Annotated in this window: 24 protein-coding genes; 14 read left to right on the plus strand and 10 right to left on the minus strand. The window is 40.7% G+C overall.

The genetic code is table 11. The features are described 5' to 3' along the window. Position 1 precedes the first annotated feature (1 nt). From EJ995_RS03020 to EJ995_RS03040, 5 genes are all read right to left on the minus strand, one after another. Complete coding sequence (locus EJ995_RS03020; RefSeq protein ID WP_126445484.1) at positions 2 to 841, minus strand: hypothetical protein; 840 nt, start codon at positions 839 to 841, stop codon at positions 2 to 4. A 70-nt stretch (positions 842 to 911) separates the two neighbouring features. After that, on the minus strand, positions 912 to 1,451 hold the full coding sequence (locus EJ995_RS03025) for a biliverdin-producing heme oxygenase (protein WP_126445486.1): 540 nt from the start codon (positions 1,449 to 1,451) through the stop codon (positions 912 to 914). Continuing rightward, the gene (locus tag EJ995_RS03030) at positions 1,451 to 2,014 is read right to left on the minus strand and encodes a response regulator (RefSeq protein WP_164549865.1); all 564 of its coding nucleotides are present in this window, start codon (positions 2,012 to 2,014) and stop codon (positions 1,451 to 1,453) included. Before EJ995_RS03030 ends, EJ995_RS03025 begins: the two co-directional genes overlap by 1 nt. 1 nt (position 2,015) lies before the next feature. After that, positions 2,016 to 2,450 carry a response regulator gene (locus EJ995_RS03035; protein WP_126445490.1) on the minus strand — a complete coding sequence of 145 codons (435 nt, stop codon included), beginning with the start codon at positions 2,448 to 2,450 and terminating at the stop codon, positions 2,016 to 2,018. Beyond that, positions 2,434 to 4,668, minus strand: coding sequence for an ATP-binding protein (locus tag EJ995_RS03040; protein WP_126445492.1), 2,235 nt, complete (start codon positions 4,666 to 4,668; stop codon positions 2,434 to 2,436). Before EJ995_RS03040 ends, EJ995_RS03035 begins: the two co-directional genes overlap by 17 nt. 137 nt (positions 4,669 to 4,805) lie before the next feature. Between EJ995_RS03040 and EJ995_RS03045 the strand changes: the two genes are divergently transcribed. The 7 genes from EJ995_RS03045 to EJ995_RS03075 all read left to right on the plus strand — a co-directional run bounded on the left by EJ995_RS03045 (position 4,806) and on the right by EJ995_RS03075 (position 11,481). Next, positions 4,806 to 5,927: an aminotransferase class I/II-fold pyridoxal phosphate-dependent enzyme gene (locus EJ995_RS03045; protein ID WP_126445494.1), complete on the plus strand. Its 1,122-nt coding sequence runs from the start codon at positions 4,806 to 4,808 to the stop codon at positions 5,925 to 5,927. Continuing rightward, positions 5,924 to 6,337 carry a putative signal transducing protein gene (locus tag EJ995_RS03050; RefSeq protein WP_126445496.1) on the plus strand — a complete coding sequence of 138 codons (414 nt, stop codon included), beginning with the start codon at positions 5,924 to 5,926 and terminating at the stop codon, positions 6,335 to 6,337. Before EJ995_RS03045 ends, EJ995_RS03050 begins: the two co-directional genes overlap by 4 nt. Continuing rightward, positions 6,330 to 6,947, plus strand: coding sequence for a dethiobiotin synthase (gene bioD, locus EJ995_RS03055; protein ID WP_126445498.1), 618 nt, complete (start codon positions 6,330 to 6,332; stop codon positions 6,945 to 6,947). Before EJ995_RS03050 ends, bioD begins: the two co-directional genes overlap by 8 nt. Beyond that, positions 6,944 to 8,218 carry an adenosylmethionine--8-amino-7-oxononanoate transaminase gene (gene bioA / locus EJ995_RS03060; protein ID WP_126445500.1) on the plus strand — a complete coding sequence of 425 codons (1,275 nt, stop codon included), beginning with the start codon at positions 6,944 to 6,946 and terminating at the stop codon, positions 8,216 to 8,218. The genes bioD and bioA overlap by 4 nt, the downstream gene beginning before the upstream one ends. Before the next feature lie 56 nt (positions 8,219 to 8,274). Then, a complete protein-coding gene (locus tag EJ995_RS03065) occupies positions 8,275 to 9,411 on the plus strand; it encodes a beta-ketoacyl synthase N-terminal-like domain-containing protein (RefSeq protein ID WP_126445502.1) in 1,137 nt (378 codons plus the stop codon). Positions 9,412 to 9,473: 62 nt separating this feature from the next. After that, positions 9,474 to 10,565 carry a biotin synthase BioB gene (gene bioB / locus EJ995_RS03070; protein WP_126445504.1) on the plus strand — a complete coding sequence of 364 codons (1,092 nt, stop codon included), beginning with the start codon at positions 9,474 to 9,476 and terminating at the stop codon, positions 10,563 to 10,565. Positions 10,566 to 10,608: 43 nt separating this feature from the next. Next, positions 10,609 to 11,481: a cupin-like domain-containing protein gene (locus EJ995_RS03075; protein WP_126445506.1), complete on the plus strand. Its 873-nt coding sequence runs from the start codon at positions 10,609 to 10,611 to the stop codon at positions 11,479 to 11,481. Positions 11,482 to 11,670: 189 nt separating this feature from the next. Here EJ995_RS03075 and EJ995_RS03080 read toward each other — a convergent pair whose 3' ends face one another. The 3 genes from EJ995_RS03080 to EJ995_RS03090 form a co-directional block, all read right to left on the minus strand. Beyond that, complete coding sequence (locus tag EJ995_RS03080) at positions 11,671 to 12,147, minus strand: regulatory protein RecX (protein WP_126445508.1); 477 nt, start codon at positions 12,145 to 12,147, stop codon at positions 11,671 to 11,673. A 119-nt stretch (positions 12,148 to 12,266) separates the two neighbouring features. Then, complete coding sequence (locus EJ995_RS03085; RefSeq protein WP_126445510.1) at positions 12,267 to 13,808, minus strand: Rne/Rng family ribonuclease; 1,542 nt, start codon at positions 13,806 to 13,808, stop codon at positions 12,267 to 12,269. Between the two features lie 257 nt (positions 13,809 to 14,065). Further along, positions 14,066 to 14,356 carry an HU family DNA-binding protein gene (locus EJ995_RS03090; RefSeq protein ID WP_041495415.1) on the minus strand — a complete coding sequence of 97 codons (291 nt, stop codon included), beginning with the start codon at positions 14,354 to 14,356 and terminating at the stop codon, positions 14,066 to 14,068. Between the two features lie 119 nt (positions 14,357 to 14,475). Between EJ995_RS03090 and mutY the strand changes: the two genes are divergently transcribed. From mutY to EJ995_RS03120, 6 genes are all read left to right on the plus strand, one after another. Continuing rightward, a complete protein-coding gene (mutY, locus tag EJ995_RS03095; RefSeq protein ID WP_241234680.1) occupies positions 14,476 to 15,537 on the plus strand; it encodes an A/G-specific adenine glycosylase in 1,062 nt (353 codons plus the stop codon). Between the two features lie 66 nt (positions 15,538 to 15,603). Next, entirely contained in the window at positions 15,604 to 16,077 is a 474-nt protein-coding gene (locus tag EJ995_RS03100; RefSeq protein ID WP_126445512.1) for a single-stranded DNA-binding protein, read from the plus strand. Between the two features lie 26 nt (positions 16,078 to 16,103). Then, positions 16,104 to 17,411 carry a gliding motility-associated protein GldE gene (locus tag EJ995_RS03105; protein ID WP_394342061.1) on the plus strand — a complete coding sequence of 436 codons (1,308 nt, stop codon included), beginning with the start codon at positions 16,104 to 16,106 and terminating at the stop codon, positions 17,409 to 17,411. Next, positions 17,396 to 17,983 carry a gliding motility lipoprotein GldD gene (gldD, locus tag EJ995_RS03110; protein ID WP_126445517.1) on the plus strand — a complete coding sequence of 196 codons (588 nt, stop codon included), beginning with the start codon at positions 17,396 to 17,398 and terminating at the stop codon, positions 17,981 to 17,983. The genes EJ995_RS03105 and gldD overlap by 16 nt, the downstream gene beginning before the upstream one ends. Positions 17,984 to 17,995: 12 nt before the next feature. Continuing rightward, complete coding sequence (locus tag EJ995_RS03115) at positions 17,996 to 18,526, plus strand: hypothetical protein (RefSeq protein ID WP_126445519.1); 531 nt, start codon at positions 17,996 to 17,998, stop codon at positions 18,524 to 18,526. A 61-nt stretch (positions 18,527 to 18,587) separates the two neighbouring features. Beyond that, positions 18,588 to 19,499 (plus strand): DMT family transporter, encoded by a 912-nt coding sequence (locus EJ995_RS03120; RefSeq protein ID WP_126445521.1) that lies wholly within the window; start codon positions 18,588 to 18,590, stop codon positions 19,497 to 19,499. Between the two features lie 77 nt (positions 19,500 to 19,576). Here the strand turns inward: EJ995_RS03120 and EJ995_RS03125 are convergent, their stop codons facing one another. Both EJ995_RS03125 and EJ995_RS03130 read right to left on the minus strand, forming a co-directional pair. Then, the gene (locus tag EJ995_RS03125; RefSeq protein WP_126445523.1) at positions 19,577 to 21,643 is read right to left on the minus strand and encodes an insulinase family protein; all 2,067 of its coding nucleotides are present in this window, start codon (positions 21,641 to 21,643) and stop codon (positions 19,577 to 19,579) included. A gap of 5 nt (positions 21,644 to 21,648) precedes the next feature. Continuing rightward, entirely contained in the window at positions 21,649 to 23,388 is a 1,740-nt protein-coding gene (locus tag EJ995_RS03130) for an insulinase family protein (RefSeq protein ID WP_126445525.1), read from the minus strand. A gap of 178 nt (positions 23,389 to 23,566) precedes the next feature. On the opposite strand from EJ995_RS03130, the gene EJ995_RS03135 reads away from it, so the two are divergent. Beyond that, positions 23,567 to 24,040 (plus strand): DUF4199 domain-containing protein, encoded by a 474-nt coding sequence (locus tag EJ995_RS03135; protein ID WP_241234681.1) that lies wholly within the window; start codon positions 23,567 to 23,569, stop codon positions 24,038 to 24,040. Positions 24,041 to 24,252: the final 212 nt, after the last annotated feature.

Here is a 24,252-nt window from a genome sequence, read left to right on the forward strand (position 1 = left end):
ATTAGATGGTTAGGTCGTTTTCTTTTTTAAGTATCGATGCTTTAATCAAAACTTTTGATAGATAGCTAAGAATTATGGATACAAAAGCAAGGAAATAGGCAATGTAAAAGAGCGGTTTATAAATGAATAAGTTTGCTGTGTTATCTAAAAGCCTATGCTCAACGATGGAGTAAATAAATAGCAAGATAGCCGTCACGAATAAGAATCTTCCTGCCATCTTTAAATGCATGATGGGCTTGACACCATACAAATCTCCATCAATCATATGTTGACACATATTGTATAGATTTTGTGCTGCAAATGCTGCACATAAATAAATCATGCACCACATTAAGATAGCTACTATTATGCTAAACGCAGATACTACCGTTACATCATAACCAATTATACTCGTTGAATCAACATTGTAATAATAATCTAGTACCATACCTGCAACAGGTATCATAGGTAAGATCCAAATAAGGAACAACATTCTACCAGACGTGGCAATCCTTGAGTCAAGATAGCTCTGAGGTATTCTTACCATTGATTTCTGCTGCTGTTTCATTTGATAAAGTCGTATCAAATATCCTAATGAGCCAACAAACACACCAAACAAACCCAAATAATTGATTGTAGAAGAAGATTGGCTTATCTCAGTACCAATTGCTTGATAAATTAGAAGGGCAGACCCTATGCCAAAAGCCGTTTCAAAAATCAGTAATTGATTGTGGTAGTTGGCTTTGATCAATGATCCTTTTGAATTTTTCAGCGATCTTTTCGCGCCAATGGCACGAGCTATTTGCACACAGATTAATAAGGCAATTGCAATCGGAAATACAGTGTGAGGTGTCAAAGTCATATTTTAGATGTTGACACAAACATATTACATAATCATTGAAAAACAATAACTACTTATTGAAAAACAATAATTATCTGCTTTTATTGAACTCCTGAGCAAACCAATTAAAAGTCTCATTTGCCTGATTGACAATTTTGTCTTGCTGCTCTTTTGAGAAGTCTACAGCTTTCATTTCTTTCATAAATTGTCGCCAGCGCATGGCGCGCTGCGGTGTGCCAGCTGCATAAAATTGCTGGTCTGGTAAATGAGCTAGGTGCTCGCATTGCTTGATATGCTGGGCAATCATGGCGCCACCCAGTAAAGAACCCTCGATCACGTATTTGATGCCCAATTGGTTTTCTATAGTTGCGCTTTGAGGTTTGTAAGATCTTGGAGTAAATGTAGGATCGATAGCTTGCAGGTCTGCTAGTATCCATGCAGCTATGCTGTTGTTTTGTGATGAGGATAGATGAGATTCTGCTTTCGCGTAAGCGTGATAATTTGCCTGTAACAGCTTTTTATATTGAGAAAGAGTAATTGAGTGATCCATGATGCGATGGGCGCCACTTACTTGCTCCAGATCAATGTGCGCTGGTCTGGTTTCTTCTCTCAATCTATTGAGTATGCTCACTATTTGATGATGGTTTTTAAGCGATCGCCGATGTTTGAGAGCAATTTTGTATAATACTCCTGTGTGGTTTCTTGCTTATCATCTGCCATCGCTGCTTCTTTGAGCAAGCTGTGGATTTCTTCTAGTTTTTCTCGCTCTTGACGCTCGCGCTCCAGCTTGTCAAAAAGTCTTGATTTTTCGACTATAAGTCTTTCTAATATCGGCTCCAGCTTTTCATGAAGGTTGTTGATATCGTTTTTAAGTAAATATGCAGAGGCTCCTTTAAGGACTGCGTTTGCGGCTAGTTCTTCATCATTGAGCGTACCTGTAATCATTACGATGGGCACTGCTGGATAAATGTCCTTGACGTTCTCAATCACGTCCATACCTGTAAATCCTACAAGAGCATAATCTGTAAATACAAAATCTGGTATAAAGGTCTTGAGCGCATGCCTTACTTTGAGAATGCTATCACACATTACAATTTCTGGATCGCTAATGGTTTTGCGCACCTGTCGCTGTATGAGCGCAGCATCTGTAATGCTATCCTCAACTATAAGAATCTTGAGTTTCTTGTCTATCATTCTAATTAAGATTAAGGTGCAGCCAATAATGCAAGGTCTCCTTAAGGACATCCTTGAGATTACTATAGCTTGACGGTTTCACTAAATAACTATTTGCTTTGTGCTTGTAGGCACTTATGAGGTCGTTGGGGTGTGTACTAGAGCTCAACATCACTTTAGGCACGCGATCAAATTCTTGTTTCTTCTCCATGATCTCCAGCACTTCAATACCTGAAATCTTAGGCATCTTGATATCTATAAACATCAGATCTGGTCTGTGACGTAATAATTCACCATTTTCAAGCATACGTAAAAGCTCATCAGCATCAGTTATGCTCAATATCTCTATATAAGGGAAATCTTTTGCTATGACACGTTTCATTAACGCAATATCTTCCTCGCGGTCTTCAATAATGACCACTTTTTTAGTGGTCTGGTCTTTATTTAATTCCTCCATGACCTAAATAAAATTTAAAAACGGAACCCTCATTAGGTGTTCCTTGTGCCCAGATCTCGCCGCCGTGTTTGATCACCACGCGTTGCACAATAGCAAGGCCTACACCAGTTCCTTCATATTCATCCTTAAACAGCCTACTAAAAACACCAAAAATCTTTGTTGCGTACTCTTGATCAAATCCAATGCCGTTGTCCTTGACAAAATATATTTCTTTCTCACCATCGTTTTTTGAACCTATTTCAACGACTGGATTCTCTTTTTTTGAAGAGTATTTGAGAGCATTGCTTATGAGGTTTGCAAATAACTGATAAATCATACTTGCATCGCCATACAAATCTGGCATTTGATCGTCTATGATAATCCTACTATCTGGATACTTGACGTGGTATCTGTTCTCTTTGAGGATACGCTCACATAGTTGAGGCAGCTTGATATGGTCATCGATAAGCGTCGTTTGACTCATGCTGCTATAACTTAGAATATCGTCCATGAGGCTATTCATCTTACTAGCGCTATTGATAATGGTATTCAAAGAGTCTTTACCATATTCATCCAATACATCGTCATAGTCTTCCTTAAGTATTTGTGCAAAACCGTCGATACCGCGCAATGGCCCACGCAAGTCGTGACTAACACTATAACTAAAGCTTTCCAATTCCTGATTCAAGCTTTCTAATCGTTTGTTTAGCATCTTGATCTCGCCATATCTAGTGACGATGATGTTTTTTACATCAGACACTAATGCTTGTGCGCTGGCTTTCTCATGGTCTTCCCATGGTTCACTGGTACATTTTACCGTTTGAGAGTACTTTTCAAATGATTTGCGAGGTGACAACCTGTTTTCAGACTCGTTGTCAAGATCCGTTTTAGATGGATCGCCGCCCCAATTTATTTGTGACAGCTTCTCTTTTTTGAACCAGATGAGCGCTTCATCGTTTTTATTTGAGATTTTAAAATACAGTATTCCAGAGAGGTCTTTACCGTACTTACTTGTCCATGGAAATACTGCAGACAAGCAGTCTGTTTCAAAATACTGTTCTTCTTTGCCTATCTTTTTACGTATCTCATTGGACAATCGCTGCATTACTTTGCGATCTGGACAAGTGCCTATCGTTGCATATTCTTGATCGTAGAACACAGCAAACCCATGGGCAGGTATAAGGCTTTTACCTGTTGTTTGAAAACTAGTAAGTCCAGCTACAATGTCCCAATTTTTACTCATCTGCTTGACGAGTTTTGAGCGTACGGCAGCAGCTTTATTGATATTCTTAATGTGAACATCACTGTTTTTGAGCGTGATTTGGTTACTTACCATTTCAGCAAGAAGTTGACAGGACTTTCTTTTATGGTAACCTATAAACTTTGGCGAGTAGTGATGACAGGCGATCAAGCCCCATAGTTTACCATTGTGAACGATGGCGCAATTGAGCGTGGCATCCACTTTCATATTATTCAAATACTCAACATGAATGGGTGATGAACCACGCAAGTGTGATTTACCTGTAGGCAGCAATGCGCCAGTAACAGGATTGATAGATGGTAAGATATCGCTGTAAGATCTGGATAGATCACTTAAAATACGCACGCCTTGTTCAAGAAACAATTTGCGAGCATTTGCAGGAATGTCGCCTGCTGGATAATGTAATCCCAGCCATGATTTAAGTTCAGGTTCACGCGCCTCTGCAACGATCTCACCATTCCATTGATCGTCAAAACGGTAAACCATGACCCTGTCATAATCTAGCATATCTTTTACAAGATCTGCGATGGATTGTGTGAGCTCTTGAGCGGTTCCAGTCTTATGCAAATTATGCAAAACATCCAGCATTTCCTGCTGGAAGGCAATAGGATCCCAATCAAATGTTTCAGGCTCAATATCTATAAGGGTCAATGCATCGACTTGATGAGGTATGGCAGTATATTGATGATCGCCAGACTTAAAAATAAACGGCACATGATCCTTCTTCTTTATTAGCCAAGAGTTGAATCGTTCACTAGTAGCTTTATCACATAAATCTTCTAACCTTTTACCCAAGGCATCAGCATGATTGATGTCTAGAAATTCATGGATGTTTTGAGATACTTGAATGACCTCTTGTTTGTTATCAAGAACCAATAAAAACCCATGATGTTGCGTCCTAGGTATCAGGTGAATAGGCTCGCTCTCGCAGGTGGTTATATCCGTAGGTTCTGGATAAGATGTGAGGTTATTTTCCATAAACTTCAAAGTTTTTAAAAATAGTCTTTTCCTCGATTTTTCTTACAATATGTTTAATGAAAATAATTGAATACTGAGAATTCTTTAAAAACAGGACTACAACTAGCTTTACGTCCTTTATCCTGTATTTTTGGTGCATGCTACCAGACAAACTTCTCGCGCGATTAACGACCCGTCATCAGGCTGGTAGCATGCGTGAGCTCAAGGTCATTAGCAATCTTATCGATTTTGCTTCAAATGATTACCTGGGTTATGCTCGCCATAAATATGACATTGCTTGTATTTCTAATGGTGCTACAGGATCGCGACTGCTCACTGGCCAGAGTATTTTACACCAGCAGGTAGAAGAAAAAGTGGCTCATTTTCACGAGGCAGAATCTGCATTACTGTTCAATTCTGGATATGATGCAAATTTGGGTTTGATTAGCAGCGTTGCCCTGCGTGGTGATTTAATTTTATACGATGAGCTGGTACACGCCAGCATCAGGGATGCCATTAATTTGAGCTATGCCCGGGCTCTTAAATTTCGCCACAATGACTTGGGTCATTTGTCTATTTTGCTAGAGAAATTTAGCGATGGTGATGATCGCAATGTTTATATAATTACAGAGAGTGTTTTTTCCATGGACGGCGATACGCCTAACCTCGTAGCGCTTGTAGAGCTCGCACAAACGGTAGGAAACGCTCATATAATCTTGGATGAGGCTCATGCGACAGGTGTGATAGGCAATAAAGGGCAAGGCGCCGCGCAGGCCTATGATTTAAACCAGGATATTTTTGCTCGTGTAGTGACGTTCAGTAAGTCATTGGGTTGCCACGGCGCGGCTGTTTTAGGAGGTTTTGACCTCACACAATACTTGGTCAATTATGCTCGCAGTTTTATTTATACGACCGCGTTACCGCAGCATGCGTTACATACGATTTTGGCGGCATATGACCAGCTTCAACAGGATGAGAAGTCGGTGCAGCAATTGCAATCTTTGATCGCGCAGTTCAATAAGATGATTGTTCAAAATGGTTTGAGATTACGCTTTCGCGAAAGCGTAACACCCATCCAACTATGCATTATAAAAGGTAACGAGAGGACCCGACGAGCCTCACAACAATTGGCGGAAGCTGGATTTGATGTGCGACCTATTCTATCGCCTACAGTTCCTGCTGGGCATGAACGATTGCGTATTTGTCTGCACACGTTCAACACGCCGCAACAATGCGAGGAGTTGCTGCAAAAACTGGCCAACATTATCAAAGAACTATGAAAAAGTTCAAGACGGTGGCCATATTTGTCTATCCAGCCGAGGCGCAAGTCATCAAGGCAAAGCTAGAAAGTGAAGGCATCGATGTATTCCTGCGCAATGAATATACGGTCGCTGCAGAGCCTTTTGCGAGCAACGCGATGGGCGGCGTCAAGATGCAGGTCTATAAAGAGGATTTCCTGCGCGCATTAGGACTTATTGAGAAAGGCTCGCCAGATTTCTCGCAAACAATAACAGAACTTCTTAAGTGTCCCAATTGTAGTAAACGCAGCGTGAGAGAACAACATGACGTGACTACAGCCACCAACACTGCTGATCGTTTGAAAGCAGTCCTTTACAGTGTTGTTCCTTTTATCGATCACAAGAATTACAAATGCACTAGTTGTGCGCATGAATTTGATTTGAATGAATAGCTATTTTATCACAGGAATAGGAACTGATGTTGGGAAAACGGTGGTAGCCGCCATCATTACCAAGGCTCTTGAGGCAGACTACTGGAAACCCATACAAAGCGGTCTTGATGAGACCGATAAAGGAACCATGAGTGCACTATTGCCCAATCATTCAGGAACCTTTCATAAAGAGGCTTATCGATTGAAAACGCCTATGAGTCCACACAAAGCTGCGGAGATTGATGGAGTAACTATTGATTTAACCATGATTTCGAGACCACAAACCAAGAATCATCTAGTCGTTGAAGGCGCTGGCGGTTTGTTGGTCCCATTAAATGATGAAAACACGATTGCTGATTTGATCGCCTCTACCGATAAAGTCATTCTAGTAAGTGCCGGTTATTTGGGTAGTATCAATCACACGCTGATGAGTGTAGAGTGTTTAAAATCCAGAGGGATTACTTGTGCTGGCATCATATACAATCATGTAGAACTGGATGGTACTATTGAAATTATTGAACAAATGACTGGTGTACCGACCATAGGTCATATTGAAAAGCACGATGTGATTACACCAGAGTTGATTGCCCATTACGCTACTACATTCAAAGAAAAATTGCTGGCCTTATGACTAAAGAGCAGCTACTTAAGATTGATGCTCAAAATATCTGGCATCCATTAACGCAACATAAAACCGCTGCAGCGCCTTTACCTATTGCACGAGCAGAAGGTAATTACCTGATCGATCATAACGGCAAGAAACACCTTGATGCTATATCTAGCTGGTACACTTGTAGTTACGGTCATGTAAATCCTGTGCTCACAAATGCTCTTAAAGAACAGGTTGATCAATTACATCACGTGGTTTTTGCAGGAATGACACATGAACCAGCGGCACGTCTGTCAGAAAAGCTGCTTAATATTCTACCTTATAATCAGTCAAAATTGTTCTTTTCTGAAAATGGCTCGACCAGTGTTGAGATTGCGATCAAGATGGCGTTTCAATATCATTTTAATCGTGGTGAGAAACGCAATGTTGTTTTAGCCTTAGAAAATGGTTTTCACGGCGATACGTTTGGTGCGATGAGTGCCTCTGGATTGTCGGTTTATAATGGACCTTTTGAGGATTTGCTTATTAAAGTTGAGCGCATTCCAGCACCAACTTCTAACAATATTGAAGAGGTTCTGGAAGAAGCAGCAAGAATTTTTGAAGAGCATCAGGTTTCCAGTTTCATTTATGAACCGCTGGTACAAGGCGCTGCCGCGATGCAGTTAAACGATCCGCAGGCTTTGTGCAGATTGTTGAGATTGTGTCAAGAATATGGAGTGGTTACCATTGCCGATGAGGTGATGACCGGATTTGGTAAAACAGGAACTTATTTTGCCAGTGATCACGTGCTCAACAAACCAGACATTATGTGCTTATCCAAGGCATTGACTGGTGGCATTATGCCCATGGCAATTACTAGTTGCTCGCAAGAGATTTATGATGCTTTTCTAGACGATGATACCAGTCGTGGATTTTTTCATGGTCACACCTATTCTGGGAATCCGTTGGGATGCGCAGTCGCAGCCGCTGCGATTGATTTATTGACTAGCGATGAGATCCAGCACCAACTCAAAGCTATAGTCAAGGCTCACCAGCTTTTTAAGTCAAGACTGTTGGAGCATGATCAAGTTGAATCAGTACGTACCTGCGGTGTGATTCTCGCCTTTGATCTTGTTGGTGAAATATCGCGCTATGGCGATGAGCGCAATGCGATATTTCAATGGTTTTGGAATAAGGAGATCTTCTTGAGACCGTTGGGAAGAACTATATACATCGTACCACCATTTACTACCACTGCGGTAGAGTTGCAGCAAGTGTATGAAGTGATGATAGAGTTTCTGGATCAGCGGTAAGTTTTTGATTTGTTGAAGTAAGTTTAGACCCATTTTCCTCATTTTTGCAGGCTCTTATGCTGCTAGAAAATCCTATTTACATTCATGATACGGCGCTGGTTTCACCATTGGGCGATACTGGTTTTGATTCTCATCAAACCAATTTTGCACAGCAAGATGATGTTCTGGTAGGTCGTATCGATGATCAATTTAAACAAGAACTTGAGGTGCTTGTCAAAAAACATCCTAAGTATCGCAATCTCGACAGATCTACGTTGCTCGCTATTCTAGCCGCTAGAAAGTTGCAGATTACTGATGCACAAACGGCGGTAAATATAGGTAGCAGTCGTGGTGCAACGGGAATTTGGGAAGATGCGTATAGTAGCTTTCGCGAAAGCGGAACAACACCAACGCAAACCTCACCACTAACAACATTAGGAAATTTAAGTAGCTGGGTTGCACAGGATTTAGGAACTATAGGAACCGCTTTTTCCCACAGTATCACGTGCGCCACCGCTTCACACGCAGTGCTTAATGCTATCGCGTGGTTAAACGCAGGAATGGCAACCAGCTTTATCGCCGGTGGTGCAGAGGCGCCGCTTACTGATTTCACTATTAAACAGATGCAGGCGTTGCGTATCTATTCCCAACAATCTGCCGAGTTTCCTTGCCGTGCCTTGGATCAAAATAAGAATCAAAACATGATGATTCTAGGCGAGGCAGCGGCGTGTTTACTGTTGTCAAAAAAGCCTGTCAAAGGTGGTATCAAAATTATAGGATATGGTACCTCTATTGAGAAGTTACAATCAGCAACCTCAAGTAGTGCCGAAGGAATAGGATTCCGGCAATCAATGAAAGCCGCGATGGGTGAGTTGCCTAAAGAATCTGTCGATACTATAATCACGCACGCGCCCGGAACTATCATGGGCGATAATTCTGAACTTGCTGCGATACGAGCTGTTTACGGCGATAATCATCCTAGATTATGTAATAATAAATGGCAACTAGGTCACTCGTTAGGTGCCAGTGCCGCGGTAAGCCTGGTTATGGCTGCAAGTATGCTAGATAGAGGTGTTTTTCATTCAATTCCTTATCTTGAAGAACGAGTGATTAATCCTAGAAACACGAATACTGATCCTAAACAGATTATGGTAAACGCAAGCGGTTTCGGTGGGAATTGCGTGAGCATCTTGCTGGAAAAAAGCCAACATTAAACAACGGCAATAGCTAGATAATCGCATCACTTTTCTATTTTTACCTAACTATACCAACATTTATGCAAACTAGACACGACTGGACTAAAGAAGAGATACTAGAGATTTACAACAAGCCAATTATGGAGTTGTTGTATGATGCCGCGACCGTGCATCGTGAGTATCACAATCCTAATCAGGTTCAGGTTTCTACCTTGCTTTCTATCAAGACAGGTGGTTGTCCAGAAGATTGCGGTTACTGCCCACAGGCGGCGCGTTATCACACAGATATTGAAGGGAACGATTTGATGAGTGTGCAACAGGTAAAAGCACAAGCGTTGCGCGCAAAATCAAGCGGTAGTTCCAGAGTTTGTATGGGTGCTGCATGGCGTAATGTTAAGGATGGACCAGAGTTTGATCAGGTGCTAGAAATGGTACGCACGATCAACAAACTGGACATGGAAGTGTGTTGTACGCTAGGAATGATCACAGAAAATCAAGCGCACAGACTTGCCGAGGCTGGACTGTACGCTTACAATCATAACCTTGACAGTAGCGAGGAATATTATAAAGAAGTGATCTCGACTAGAGGTTATCAAGATCGATTAGACACGATTGACAACGTGCGCAAAACCAATGTCACTGTCTGTAGCGGTGGAATTATAGGAATGGGTGAGAATGTAGAAGATCGCGCTGGCATGCTGGTCGCGCTGGCTAGTTTGAGTCCTCAACCTGAAAGTACACCTATCAATGCGCTTGTTGCTGTAGAAGGCACACCACTAGAGGAGCAGCAACCAGTTTCTATTTGGGAAATGATACGCATGGTGGCCACTACTAGAATTGTAATGCCACAGACTCAGGTACGTTTAAGTGCTGGTAGAACGAGTATGAGTAGAGAAGGACAGGCAATGTGCTTTTTTGCTGGTGCTAACTCCATATTTGCAGGAGACAAATTGCTTACCACACCTAATCCAGATGTAAATGAGGACATGGAGATGTTCAAGATGTTAGGACTGGAGCCTATGAAGCCTTTTGTCAAGAAGGCACAACCAGAAACGGTTGAAGAGCAATACAGCAAGTACAAGGATCAAGGCGAGAAGCCACGCTGGACACGACCTGAACATAAGATCGAGCGCAATGAGCAGGCAAAGGAAGCTGCCAAGGCAAAAGTGTAGATTCAAGATAGGATTTTTTTCTACTTAACGATTAAACAATGGTATGAGCCAGTTGAACTTAAAAGAAATACCTAGATTCAAGACACTTGCACGAGAAGAGTTTATCAAGAACTACCTCAAGCCGCAAAAGCCTGTGGTTATTGAGCAATTGACGTCTGACTGGCCAGCTTATGAAAAGTGGAACCTAGAATACATCAACAGTATTGCTGGAGATAAAACAGTACCGTTGTACGATGATCGACCAGTAAAACATGATGAGGGCTTTAATCAAGCACATGCAGAAATGAAGATGAGTGAGTACATCGATCTGCTCAAGAAAGGACCCACCAACTTTAGGATCTTTTTGTATAATATCATGAAAGAGGTGCCTTCTCTTCAAACAGACTTTAAATATCCCGACCTGGGCATGAAGCTGATTAAAGGCTTGCCAATGATGTTTTTTGGTGGAACAGACAGTAAAGTGTTCATGCACTATGATATCGATTTCACCAACATCCTGCACTTTCACTTTCATGGTAAAAAGCGCTGCATAATTCTAGCACCAGATCAATCTAAGTTTATGTATAAAGTTCCCAATGCACTGATCACGCGTGAGGATATTGACTTTAGCAATCCAGACTTAGAGAAATGGCCAGCACTAAAACAAGCCCAAGGACATGTATGCGAACTCAACCACGGTGAGATGCTTTACATGCCAGAAGGTTACTGGCACTATATGCATTATTTGACGCCAGGTTTTTCTATAAGTCTGCGTTCTTATCCTAGAAAGATTAAAAACTTGAGTAAGGCGCTTTACAATATCATGATCATGCGTCATTATGATAATCTCATGAGACGATTAAAAGGTCAAGATTGGATCGATTATAAAAATGAGCAGGCGATCGAGCGTACGCATAAGAAATTGGGAATTTTTTGAACTCGAACTCGAATATCGAAATTGCCTAGGTAATTACTTGAGGCTACAGGCAAAATCCTTTTTCCTTTGAGAAGGATTATGACAACAATGGAACTTGAACTCGAACAAAGAATATCGACTTATCTCCCAAGAAAATTTATTCCACATACCACAAAAACCTCATAACTCTGAAGTGCTAACTCATAACTATCACGGCACTAATTCCTTTGCTTTTGCATAAACCAGATGAGATTCCCAGCCGCGGTATAGCAGGTAGTCTGCGAGCTTCTTACGGCGTTTGTACTTGTCGGTTTCTGTGAGTTGTTGGTTACGCTTTCGCGAAAGCTTATCAAAGGTCAACCTATAATCATCATCGGAGATTTCTGCGAGACCTCTATCAATCGTTTTCTTGTTGAGACCACGCGCTTTGAGTTCGCGGGTAATACGTTGCCGACCCCATTTCTTAATACGGAATTTGCCACGTGCAAATGCCTGTGCATATCTAGTCTCGTTGAGGAAATCATGTTGCAGTAAATGTGGAATAATTTGATCAATAGCATCGTCAATCATTCCCATCTTCTTAAGCTTGTCATTGACATCTTTATGACATCGCTCCTGATAGGCGCAGTAGCGCTCGAGCGCTCGGGTTGCGGTTTCTACGGTGTATGATTTTTGAGAGTTTTGCACAGCACTAAATTAGCGGTTAAAACTTAGATGTACTTGCAAGTACCACCTTCCTTTTTGAAGAATACCCATAAAAAAAGCGCCTAGCGATCTGGCCGCTAGGCGCTTGATGTTGTTGAGATTTATAGTTGTTCACCTTTAATATCAGTAAAATGATATTCTAGGTAGGTGTAGGCATCTCTGGGCACTACTTTGATCCACTTTTTGTGTTTCATAAACCACTTTGATCTAACTGATGGATATCCTTTGGTTATAAAAGCAGCTACAAAAGGATGCGCGTGCAGCGCTATCTTTTTCTTTCCTGCTTTAAGGTGTCTCTCTAGATCTTCAGTAATTTTTTGAATCACGAGAATAGGTGCTTGTATCTCACCGCTACCATCACCATCAGGATTTTCTTCCCTTGTCTTGATATTGACTTCTTGTCGTACGCGCTGGCGCGTGATTTGAATCAATCCAAATTTTGATGGAGGCAGTATTTTATGCTTGGCGCGATCTTCTGACATTTCATCACGCATGTGCTCATAGAGCTTCTTGCGATTTTCTGCCTTGCGCATATCGATAAAATCTACCACGATAATACCACCCATATCTCGCAGCCTGAGTTGACGTGCAATCTCTGAGGCAGCGATCATGTTGGTTTCAAGTGCTGTGCCCTCTTGGCTGTCTGCCTTGTTAGAACGATTACCAGAGTTCACGTCAATGACGTGCATAGCCTCAGTATGTTCAATAACAAGATAGGCTCCTTTACTCATTGATACCGTACGCCCAAAGGATGTCTTTATCTGACGTTCAATGCCGTATTTCTCAAAAATAGGAGTCTTGGGATTATGATACTTTACAATATTCTCTTTGTGTGGAGCAATGGTTTTTAAGTAGTCTTTGATCTCATTACTTACTTCCTCGTCATCAACGATGATAGAAGTATAGCTGTCGTTAAAGACATCTCTCATAAGTGAGTTGGTACGACTTACTTCGGTCATGACTTTGGTTGGGTACTTTGCGCGGTTCAATTTACTGCACATGTTTTCCCATCGTGTCATGAGGTTTGTTAGATCCTGATCCAGTTCTGCTACTAGTTTACCTTGAGCGACTGTACGTACGATGACGCCAAATCCTTCAGGTTTAATGCTTTTTACAAGTCTTTTAAGTCTGCTCTTTTCTTCTCTATCCTCGATCTTTTGTGAGATAGAGATACGGTCTGAAAAGGGTACGAGTACCACATATCTTCCAGGTATGGACAGCTCTGCACTTAAGCGAGGTCCTTTGGTAGAAATAGGTTCTTTTACCACTTGCACGAGTACGGGTTGGTTTGCCGCGACGACATCACTTATAGAGCCGTGTTTCTCGAGTTCTTTCTCGACCTTGATGTCCTTGAGAGCAAAGTTTTTGCGTCTACCGCCTATAACTTGCTTAGTGAATTTAAGTTGTGTGAGGTATCTAGGTCCTAGATCGTGATAGTGTAAAAAACCATCTTTCTCGTATCCTACATCAACAAATGATGCGTTGAGGCCTGAAAGTACCTTGCGTGTTTTAGAAATAAATATATCGCTTACCGCAAACTTATTTTCATCTTCATCTTTATGTAATTCAACCAGCCTACCACCTTTGGTAAGGGCATAGTCAATCTTTGTAGCACCGGAACGGATAATAATTTCTTTATCCATGATTCCAATTATTTACTCATACCTACTGGATTCAATAAGTATGATTGTTATACATATAGTCGGGTAAGTTCATATAAAAATGACTTACCACTCAAACGAGTTGTCATATGCAACCCTATGTCAAAGAACAAAATAGAAAAAGTAGTCCTAGACTACTTTTTCTTCTTGTGACGATTAGCGCGACGACGCTTTTTACGTTTGTGGGTCGCTACCTTATGTCTTTTTCTTTTTTTACCGCTTGGCATATCTCTTATATTTTACTTTACTTTTACGTTTGATTTCACACCTTCAACAAACACCTTTGCTGGTTTGAATGCTGGAATATTGTGTGCTGGTATTTTAATTGTTGTATTCTTAGAAATGTTGCGTCCTGTCTTTTCAGCTCTCGTTTTAACGATAAAGCTTCCAAAACCGCGCAGGTAAACGTTCTCTCCAGTTTCTAGAGATCCTTTCACTTCGTCCATAAAAGATTCAACAGCCGCCTGAACTTCGGTCTTCTCCATTCCCAGTTTGTCTGAAATCTTTGATACGATATCTGCTTTAGTCATTGTTTACTGTTTAATTTTGTGTTGTTAGGGTATTTGAAACAGGGCGCAAAGATACGTTATTAACATAAATTCACGATCCCTAATTGATTAAATTTTAAGAAGATATAAATCGCACCTGCTTGAAAATCACCACCTTTAATTTTTCTGACACGATACGATCATGGTACGAGATCCATAAAAGGGACTTGCCGTGGCGTGATACTCGTGATCCATATCCTATCTGGCTTAGTGAGATTATTTTACAGCAAACCCGCGTCAATCAAGGGCTACCATACTTTGAGAGGTTTATAGAGGCGTTTCCTACCGTACAGAATCTAGCTGCCGCTAGTCAAGAAGAAGTGCTCAAATTATGGCAAGGTTTGGGATACTACTCTAGAGCGCGAAACCTACACACCGCAGCGCAACAAATTGCTGATCGCCGAGGAATTTTCCCGGATAATTTCAAGGGATTACTCGATTTGAAAGGAGTAGGTAGCTATACGGCGGCGGCAATAGCGAGCTTTGCCTATGATGAACCAGTTGCTGTTGTTGACGGTAACGTATATCGCGTGCTCTCAAGATATTATGGTATTGATGATCCCATTAATGAGACGATGGGCATAAAGAAATTCCAGAAGCTAGCTAATGAAGTACTGGATCCCAAACATGCGGCACAGCACAATCAGGCGATAATGGAATTTGGTGCACTGCAGTGCGTGCCGTCCAGTCCAGACTGCAAGGTTTGCCCTTTAATTAATACATGCAAGGCTTATCAAACGGGTCAGGTAGATCAATTGCCTGTAAAGATCAAAAAAACCAAGGTTCTCAACCTGCATCATCATTATCTGGTCGCCATCACGCCTAGTGGTAGGACGATCTTGGTGCAACGCCCGCAAACTGGTATCTGGGCTGGATTATATGAATTTCCGTTTATTGAATCTAATGGTGCAATGCTGCCTCAAGAAATTACAGGACATGATGTTTTTAAAGATGTTTTTGGGCGATTACGCTTTCGCGAAAGCATATACAACCAACAACCTATCCTGCATAAATTGAGTCACCGTAAGATTCATGCCTACTTCTGGATTATTGAGGTGGACGAGGAATTAGATGATGCGGTTACCGTGAACGAAATGCTCAAGAAACCTGTGCACGTGCTCATGGAACGATTTATCAAAGCTTACTGGAAACTAAAGAAATAGCACGATCAACTCAGGTGGCAATTTTCTATATTTGTAGACTTTTTAAACTCCAATACAAGACTAATTATGGCAGGTACATTAAATAAGGTGATGCTCATAGGGCATACTGGCGACGAGGTAAAAATGAAATATTTTGAAGGTGGTAACTCCATAGGTCGTTTCCCGCTTGCTACTAATGAGGAGTATGTGAACCGCACCACTGGCGAGCGCGTGTCAAATACCGAGTGGCACAATTGTGTTGTGCGCAACAAGGCTGCCGAGGTTTGTGAAAAGTACTTACATAAAGGCGACAAGGTCTATATAGAAGGTCGCATAAAGAGTCGTCAATGGACTACTGAGGACGGCCAACAACGCTACACGACTGAGATACAGGTGCAGGAATTTACATTCCTAACACCTAAGGGTGATAGCAATAATACGAGCAACTCTAATGCGCAGCAGCCCTCAAGACCTGCTGTCAACGCGGCACCAGCTCAAAGCGCTCAAACTGCATCCACACCAGCACAAAATGTGGAAGAAGAGGACGATCTACCCTTTTAATCATCCTATAACTATATAGAAAGCCATTGGATCCTGACCCTGCGCATTTATTGCAATTATCATTGATGATGCAACCACAAGACATTATCTATCTGGTTGTATTTATACTATTGTTACTGTCCAGCGCGCTCATAAGTGGCGCTGAAGTCGCTCTATTCTCATTAAGTAATAGCGTCCTTGAAGAGGGAAATCCAGATTTTCCCAAGCGTAATATGGTTGCGAAGCTACTGGATAGACCTAAAAAGCTGCTCGCGACCATCTTGATTGCCAATAATGCGATCAATATTACATCAGTGCTCATTTTCAGCATTCTGGCAGAATCTTGGTTTGTGTCGATTACTAATCCCGTAGTACAATTTACTCTAGAGGTAGTTTTGGTTACCTTTTTAATTCTGCTATTTGGAGAGATTTTTCCAAAGGTATATGCTAATAGAAACCCAGTAGGTTTTGCAAACTTTATGGCGATACCGCTTAACGTTCTTGACAAGCTCTTTAGTTTTTTGAGCTTGCCTATGAGATACGTCACGTTACAGATTCAGGATCGATTGGGTTCCAAAAAATCAAATATTACCGTATCTCAATTATCGCAAGCATTAGAACTTACTGACGAGAATGATACTACTGATGAAGAGCAGCAACTACTGCAAGGGATTGTAAGCTTTGGTAACACAGATACTAAAAATGTGATGCGCAATCGTACCGATGTTTTTGCGCTTGATGAAACCCTAGAGTTCAAAGAAATCATACCACAAGTAGTTGATAAGGGTTATTCCCGTATTCCTGTTTTTAAGGAAAGTATTGATAACATTACAGGAATACTCTATGTTAAAGATCTATTGCCGTACATAGATCGCAAGAATTATGACTGGACTAAGTTATTGAGAGACGTGTACTTTGTACCAGAGAATAAAAAGCTGGACGACTTGTTACAGGACTTTCAGGATCAGAAAAAACACCTTGCCATAGTTGTAGATGAGTATGGTGGTACAAGTGGATTGATCTCACTAGAAGATATTATTGAAGAGATTGTAGGTGATATAAGCGATGAGTTTGATGATGAGGATGTGATCTATTCAAAGCTTGATGATCGCAATTATGTTTTTGAAGGGAAAACCTCACTTAAAGATTTTTATAGAATCACCGCTATTAGTGAGGAGCAGCAACAACTTTTTGAAGATGTAAAAGGTGAGTCAGAAACGCTGGCCGGATTTTTACTGGAACAAACCGGACAATTTCCTCGTAAATTAGACAAAGTAGTATTTGAGAATTATGTCTTCCTCGTTGAAGCCATGGATCAAAAACGAATCAAGCAAATAAAATGCACCACTCCATAAAACTTATTGGATTCCTATTGGCGCTTGTAGTCATGGCTAGCTGCAATGATCAAGATGTCTTGCCCAAACCTGATGCGATGCTGGCGCTGGATTACAACCAGGCAACCTATAAAAATTTAAAAACAGATTGTCCGTTTTCCCTACAGATCAATGAGGAATCAAATGCTGATCCCCAACCAGATTGTGCCACGGTAGTCAACTATCCAGATATAGATGCCACCTTGTTTCTCAATTACCGGCCTGTAGAGTCTAATTTGAGAGAGTTGCTTATCGATGGTCAAAAATTATCATACGCACACAATCAAATGGCTGATGGTATTACGGAGCGTCCCTATGTCAATCCAGAACAAAAAGTGTACGGTATGTTATACGAGGTACAAGGTAACGCAGCATCAAATGCACAGTTTTATGTTACTGATAGTGTACAGCATTTCTTGACAGCCTCGCTTTACTTTAATATTGAGCCTAATTATGACAGCATTTTACCAGCGCTGGATTATGTACAACAAGATATGATCAAGATGATGGAATCACTGCAGTGGAAAACGAATAACAACAAAAACGAAAACTAAATTCAATTACCGATGAAAAAATTCAACTTAATACTCTTATTAGCTTTATTCTCTATATCGTTATCGTGTACGAGCGACGATGATAATGATGATGACAACAATATTGGAGAGAACTTTTTTACTTTAGGTGATGATGACTACGCTCTAACACAAGGATTCATAGAAGATTATGGAGATAACGGTAATGATAGTTATGACTTTGACATCACTCTTCTGGGTGATGGTTTTGAAGTTGACTTTGATAGTGAGGAAATAAGAGGAAAAGGCGATGCTATCTACTTAGACCTCAATAGCGATGATATGGAAGATCTATCTGATGGGACATACGTTTTTGCCCAAGATCGTGATAGCTTTACTCTTGTAGATGCTGCTGTTATCATAGATTATGATATCCAGGAAGAAACGGGAACGCAGTTAGCAGTCATTGGTGGTGAGGTGATTCTTTCTAAATCTGGAAATGATTATGATATTACCTTTGATCTGGATACTCAAGATAGAAGAACTGTCACAGGATCATATAGAGGATCTCTTAGTAGGCTATAATTTTTGACTTCAAATAGTGGCGCTGCAACATTGTGGCGCCATTTAGATAAACGTTGTTACCATGGATGATTCTAAATTAAAGTACGTTTATCTAGTTACCCTGAGCATAATTTGGGGTAGTTCTTTTATTCTTATTAAAAAGGCGTTGGGTCAAGACGGTAATGGCAATCTGGTACTGGAACCATTGCAGCTGGGTGCGTTGCGCACCATGATTTCAGGCACTATACTGATTGCTATAGGATGGAAATCTTTCTCCAAAACCAAGCGCAAGGACTGGCCATGGCTGGCACTTTCTGGATTGCTGGGCACTTTCTTTCCTGCATTTTTGTTTGCCTACGCACAAACTGAAATCGATAGCGCCATTAGTGCCATACTCAACTCTACCGTACCGTTGATCACCTTGATTCTAGGCGCGATAGTTTTTGGGATAGGCTTTTCAAAAAAGCAATTATTAGGTGTTATCATAGGACTAACAGGCGCAGTAGGGCTTGTACTTGCAGGAATGGAGAACAATCCAGAGCAAAATTATCTTTTTGCAGGTCTCATTCTCATCGCTTGTACCTGTTATGCGAGTAATGTCAATATAATCAAGCGTTACCTGCAGGAAATCAAACCGCTGGCTATTGCTACGGCAAATTTTGTATTCATACTACCGCTTGCCATCATTGTTTTCTTATCGGCTGATGGAGCGAGCATTGAATTTACCAGTGAGCCAGTCTTAAAGAGTCTAGGTTTTATTCTGGTACTATGTCTTTTTGGTACTGTTGCTGCCAAGATCATGTTCAACAAATTAGTCCAGATAACATCGCCGGTTTTTGCGAGTTCTGTTACTTATTTGATGCCTGTTATCGGCCTCACATGGGGTATTTTAGATGGTGAAGATTTTAATATATGGCAATTTGTTGCCACGGCTGTAATCATTTTTGCGGTGATTCTTGTAACCAGCGCAAAGAAAAAGCCAGCCTCTGATTAGAGACTGGCTTTGTAATTATGTAGAGATATTAGATGTGATTACGCTTTCGCGAAAGCGTAACTACAGCAATTACCTATCTACTCAAAATCTGAATCTACAACACCTTCATTTACCTTGATGGTATTTATGTTGAATCTGATCTCTTGACCACCAAGATTTTGAATAATAGCAGTTGGGAATTTCACACCTTTGACTTCTTTGTAATCTTCAAATCGAGTCAATTGCTTGAATTCTTGACCCTGTGAAGTTGCAGTGACTTCTTCACCCAGCAATAGATTGCTGCTCATGTCATAGAATCTCTTTTTAGTGTCTGTCCACTGGATAACGTAAACTTTTTTGTCATCCATCATCTCTGCACCTGCAAGTGAGCCTTGATCTGGATAGGTAAATTCTGGAAATAGAACCGCTTCCTGAGCCACTGCTTCTAGTTGGTCACCTTCTAGCTCCATGTTACCTTGCATGCCGCTCATCTTTCCTTTACCGTTATTGTATACTTGCTTCATGGCTACATTACCGCCTACACTAACTGTCTGGCTGTATTGACCCTTGCTTGTTTTCTTGATGTTCAATAACAGTTCACCCATTGGTGAAGATGCTGTCCCGATAAGTGCGATGCTCTTGACGTCAGTCACTGCATCGCGACCACCTATTGCCTTGACGTAATCTGCCAGTACGGTGTTTACGGTAGCGTCAGCTGGTATATCGACACCAGATGGCTTCTCTACTGGATTTGCATATTTGTCATAGTATTTGATAGGCACATTCTTACCATCGATTTTCATCTTCTCAAGATTCTCAAGAACGTCACTTGCTTTACCTACAAGAACGATACGCATGTTATCACGCTTCATGTACTTGTTAGCTACACGTTTTACATCTTCCTTAGTTACTGCATTGATGTTTTTAATGAAATCCTTGTAGAAATCCTCGTCAAGATCATTGGTTCTTATAGTTATGGCACGATCTGCAACGACTGATTTATCCTCAGACTGCATGATGAAATTTCCTAGGAATTTAGCCTTTGCATTTGAAAGATCTTCATCGCTCACATACTCTGTACGTATGCGGTTCAGTTCCTTCATGGTCTCTACTACTGCGCTATCAGTCACCTCGTTACGCACTTTACTGGTCGCACGGAATGTGGATTTGTAGTTTCTACCAGCGCCTAGACCTGATCCAGCACCATATGTATAACCATTCTCTTCACGTAGGTTCATATTAAGGTATGAGCCAAAACCACCACCAAAAATATAATTTGCAATTAAAGCTGCATGATAATCTTCATCATTCATTTTTAATTCTGAAAGATTGTAAACAGCAAGTTCAGTCTGTACTGCGTTAGGTACGTCTACAAAATTGATTTGTGTCATGGCAACGTCGTTCACTTCAGGAAGATTAGGCTTAGGAGCATCTTTTGCTTTCCAGTCGCCAAAGTATTTCTTCACTAGCTTTTTAGCATCCTTACCATCAATGTCACCACTAATAAGTAAGTAAGCTTTAGAAGGCACGAAGTAGGAGTTATAGAACTCCTTCACATCAGCTACAGTTACATTATTTATCGTCTCCTCAGTAGCAAATTCACCAGCTGGGTGATCGGTTCCATAAACTAATGCACTGCGTACGCGACCTGCAACAGCAGCGGCACTATTCTCACCTGACTTAATTCCTTCAATAAGCTGTGACTTTTCAGTATCTAGCTCTTCTTGAGTAAAATTAGGGTTCAAAGCAGCCTCTGCAAACAGAGCCATTACTTCTTCAGTATATTTTGATAGTGTCGTTGCAAAACCACCACCTGTTCCTACATTGATTCTTGCTCCTAGGTAATCAACCTGCTCATTGAATTTCTCCTTAGGAGTTTTAGTGGTTCCTTTACCCATGATAGAACCTGCAAGCGACTGCACACCAGCTTTGTCACCTTCAAAAATTGGTGGATTATTTAGGTCAAGACTCATTACTATAGTAGGAAGTTTTTTGTCTTCAACCACTAATACCTGTAGTCCATTTTTAAGTTCAAATGTGTATGGTTCACCTAGATTAATTTCTGGTGTTGGCCCGGATGTTGGAACCTTTGATCTATCAATTTGTGCGGTGGCAGTCATTCCTACGAGGAAGAGTGCCATTACATATATTAATTGCTTTTTCATTTTGCTTATTTTGTTGTGATGGTAAATTCAGTTCTGCGGTTTTGCTCGTGTTCCTCTTCGGTACATGATTGTGACTCACAGTTTATTACTGGGTTGGATTCTCCTTTACCCATGGCAGTTATACGGTTTGACGCGATGCCTTTACCTCTTAGGTAACCTGCAACTGCATTTGCACGACGCTGCGACAGCATCTGGTTATAGCTTGAGCTACCACGGCTGTCAGTATATGTCATTGCTTGTAGCATCAACTCGCTATTTTCTTTCATCTTGTTAGCAATCATGTCTAGCGTTCTTTTTGAACTGCTGTTTAAAGTTGCTTCGTCATAACCAAAGTAGATGTTCTCCATTTCTAGTTTATCAGTACCGGTTTCAGTAACTTCTTCTTTCATGGTTTCTACTTCTTCCTTAGCATCTTCTTCACTAGTTGGCGCCTCACCTGCTAGATAATCAAGCTCTAGACGTTGATTAGGTTTCAAGTATTGGTTAGCTACACGCTTGATATCTTCACGTGTAATACTTCTATAGATATCTAACTCTTTATTAATACGATCAGTATCACCTTGAAGCATATTGTATGTTGCTAGTGAGGCCGCAATACCTTGTACTCTTGAATTAGAACTTACATATTGTGCTTCAAATTGATTTTGAAGTTTTTGGTATTCACGCTCAGTAATCAATTCAGTTTGAAGTTTTTTGATCTCTTCATCCATTACTTCAGCAAGTTTGCTTAGCTCGGTATCACCTTTAGCAAGTGCACCCATCGTATAAGTGCCGTAATCCTGATTAGCCTGATTAAATGCTAAAACTTGAAATGCGATCTGCTCGTCTTCTACCATACGCTTCTGCATACGAGAAGAATTACCACCTGTAAGTACAGAAGATATGTAGTCAAGTACATAGGCATCTCTATCAATAGACTTAGGAGTTACATAAGAAAAGATTTTTGCTGGAATCTGGATGTTCGCATCATATTCCGTAGCATATCTAGTTGATGTGATTGGTGCCTCAACAATTGACTTGCGAGTATTGCGTGGTGCTTTGTTCTCGATCGGGCCAAAGTAATCCTCAATCATTTTCTTAGTGTCATTAATATTAATGTCACCAGCAACTACAAGCGTTGCATTGTTAGGATTATAATATTTATCGTTAAAAGCTTTGAATTCTTCAAGCTTTGCAGCATTAAGGTCTTCCATACTTCCTATTACAGATTGACCATAAGGGTGCTTTTTGAACAAGTGCTTGTCAATACCTGTACGGTAAATGATTGCACCATAAGGAGCATTGTCAATACGTTGACGCTTTTCTTCTTTTACTACCTCATTTTGGGTATCCACACCTATCTGTTCAATTTGTGGGTGCAGCATTCGCTCGCTTTCCATCCATAGAGCTAGTTCTAACTTGTTAGATGGGAATGTCTCATAATAATAGGTGCGATCTTGAGTAGTGTTGGCATTATTGCTACCACCATTGGCCGCTACAATGTTGAACCATTCACCGCGCTCAATATTTTCAGTACCTTCAAATAGCAGGTGTTCAAAAAAGTGGGCAAATCCAGTTCTTCCTGGTTCTTCATCTTTGGCACCTACTTGATACATCACTCCAGCCGTAACAACTGGCGCAGCATTTTCTTGGTGAAGGATAACGTGTAGTCCATTAGGAAGGTCATACTCCTCAAAGTCGACCTGTTGTGCAAATCCTATTGCAGATGCAAAAGCGACTGCCAGACTTAAAACAATTTTATTCATTATTCATTTGGTTTTAAATAGTTCATGGTTAGTATGCAACAGTATGGAATTGTTACAATTTAATCTTGCTTTAAAAGTAGGTGGTTGATGTTCAAATTGAGTTAAAGTAATTTCAAAGTTCCCTAAAACACTACATTTACTCTTACTTTTACGTCTCGACCAAAGCCAAGAGTGCCTTATGAAGAATACCTATAAATACGGATTATATATAGCAGCAACACTGATTATATATTTTTTGATCATTGATTTGTTGAATTTCTCTACTACAATTTACTTGTCATTTTTTAATGCAGTAATCACAGCTGGATGTTTGTTTCTAGCCGTGCGCGATGTTTATCAACACGAAAAGGAAGATTTCAAATACATGGAAGGCTTTACGGCTGCACTTGCCTCAGGCTTCATAGGAACGACCATTTTCACCATTTTTATGGCAGTTTATCTATTTGAGATCGATCCAGAATTGGCACAGAGTCTCAAGGAACAGATCACCATTGCTGGTAGTGGTATTGAAGTGGCTATCTTACTGTTCATTTTTCTTTCAGGAATTGCAACCACCATCATATCTGCATTAGTAGTTATACCTATTTATAAGCAGTCATGGAATACAAAGCGCATGCGCAAAAAGCAAAATCCAATGAATGATAAGCACTAGTTAGTGTTTTGAACATTATTCAATTTGCTATAAAATCATTATGACTTTTACTATACCTGAAACTTTTAAGGTATAGACTCATATAGTGAGGACAATCTTTTTATTTCGAATAGGCTACCATATTGCCACTCTTAGACAATCATATCGCCTCTCGTTTTAATGCTTTACAAAGCTGTTTAATAATTGTTTATAACTTTGCTTATTTGAGCAAT

The organism is Nonlabens ponticola (assembly GCF_003966335.1).
Classification (GTDB): domain Bacteria; phylum Bacteroidota; class Bacteroidia; order Flavobacteriales; family Flavobacteriaceae; genus Nonlabens; species Nonlabens ponticola.

Bases quoted from the DNA above. Each gene is read 5' to 3' on its own strand.
- EJ995_RS03020 (WP_126445484.1), bottom strand. From the start codon at position 841: ATGACTTTGACACCTCACACTGTATTTCCGATTGCAATTGCCTTATTA.
- EJ995_RS03030 (WP_164549865.1), bottom strand. From the start codon at position 2,014: ATGATAGACAAGAAACTCAAGATTCTTATAGTTGAGGATAGCATTACA.
- EJ995_RS03035 (WP_126445490.1), bottom strand. From the start codon at position 2,450: ATGGAGGAATTAAATAAAGACCAGACCACTAAAAAAGTGGTCATTATT.
- EJ995_RS03040 (WP_126445492.1), bottom strand. From the start codon at position 4,668: ATGGAAAATAACCTCACATCTTATCCAGAACCTACGGATATAACCACC.
- EJ995_RS03045 (WP_126445494.1), top strand. From the start codon at position 4,806: ATGCTACCAGACAAACTTCTCGCGCGATTAACGACCCGTCATCAGGCT.
- EJ995_RS03050 (WP_126445496.1), top strand. From the start codon at position 5,924: ATGAAAAAGTTCAAGACGGTGGCCATATTTGTCTATCCAGCCGAGGCG.
- bioD (WP_126445498.1), top strand. From the start codon at position 6,330: ATGAATAGCTATTTTATCACAGGAATAGGAACTGATGTTGGGAAAACG.
- bioA (WP_126445500.1), top strand. From the start codon at position 6,944: ATGACTAAAGAGCAGCTACTTAAGATTGATGCTCAAAATATCTGGCAT.
- EJ995_RS03065 (WP_126445502.1), top strand. From the start codon at position 8,275: ATGCTGCTAGAAAATCCTATTTACATTCATGATACGGCGCTGGTTTCA.
- bioB (WP_126445504.1), top strand. From the start codon at position 9,474: ATGCAAACTAGACACGACTGGACTAAAGAAGAGATACTAGAGATTTAC.
- EJ995_RS03075 (WP_126445506.1), top strand. From the start codon at position 10,609: ATGAGCCAGTTGAACTTAAAAGAAATACCTAGATTCAAGACACTTGCA.
- EJ995_RS03085 (WP_126445510.1), bottom strand. From the start codon at position 13,808: ATGGATAAAGAAATTATTATCCGTTCCGGTGCTACAAAGATTGACTAT.
- EJ995_RS03090 (WP_041495415.1), bottom strand. From the start codon at position 14,356: ATGACTAAAGCAGATATCGTATCAAAGATTTCAGACAAACTGGGAATG.
- EJ995_RS03100 (WP_126445512.1), top strand. From the start codon at position 15,604: ATGGCAGGTACATTAAATAAGGTGATGCTCATAGGGCATACTGGCGAC.
- gldD (WP_126445517.1), top strand. From the start codon at position 17,396: ATGCACCACTCCATAAAACTTATTGGATTCCTATTGGCGCTTGTAGTC.
- EJ995_RS03115 (WP_126445519.1), top strand. From the start codon at position 17,996: ATGAAAAAATTCAACTTAATACTCTTATTAGCTTTATTCTCTATATCG.
- EJ995_RS03120 (WP_126445521.1), top strand. From the start codon at position 18,588: ATGGATGATTCTAAATTAAAGTACGTTTATCTAGTTACCCTGAGCATA.
- EJ995_RS03125 (WP_126445523.1), bottom strand. From the start codon at position 21,643: ATGAAAAAGCAATTAATATATGTAATGGCACTCTTCCTCGTAGGAATG.
- EJ995_RS03130 (WP_126445525.1), bottom strand. From the start codon at position 23,388: ATGAATAAAATTGTTTTAAGTCTGGCAGTCGCTTTTGCATCTGCAATA.
- EJ995_RS03135 (WP_241234681.1), top strand. From the start codon at position 23,567: ATGAAGAATACCTATAAATACGGATTATATATAGCAGCAACACTGATT.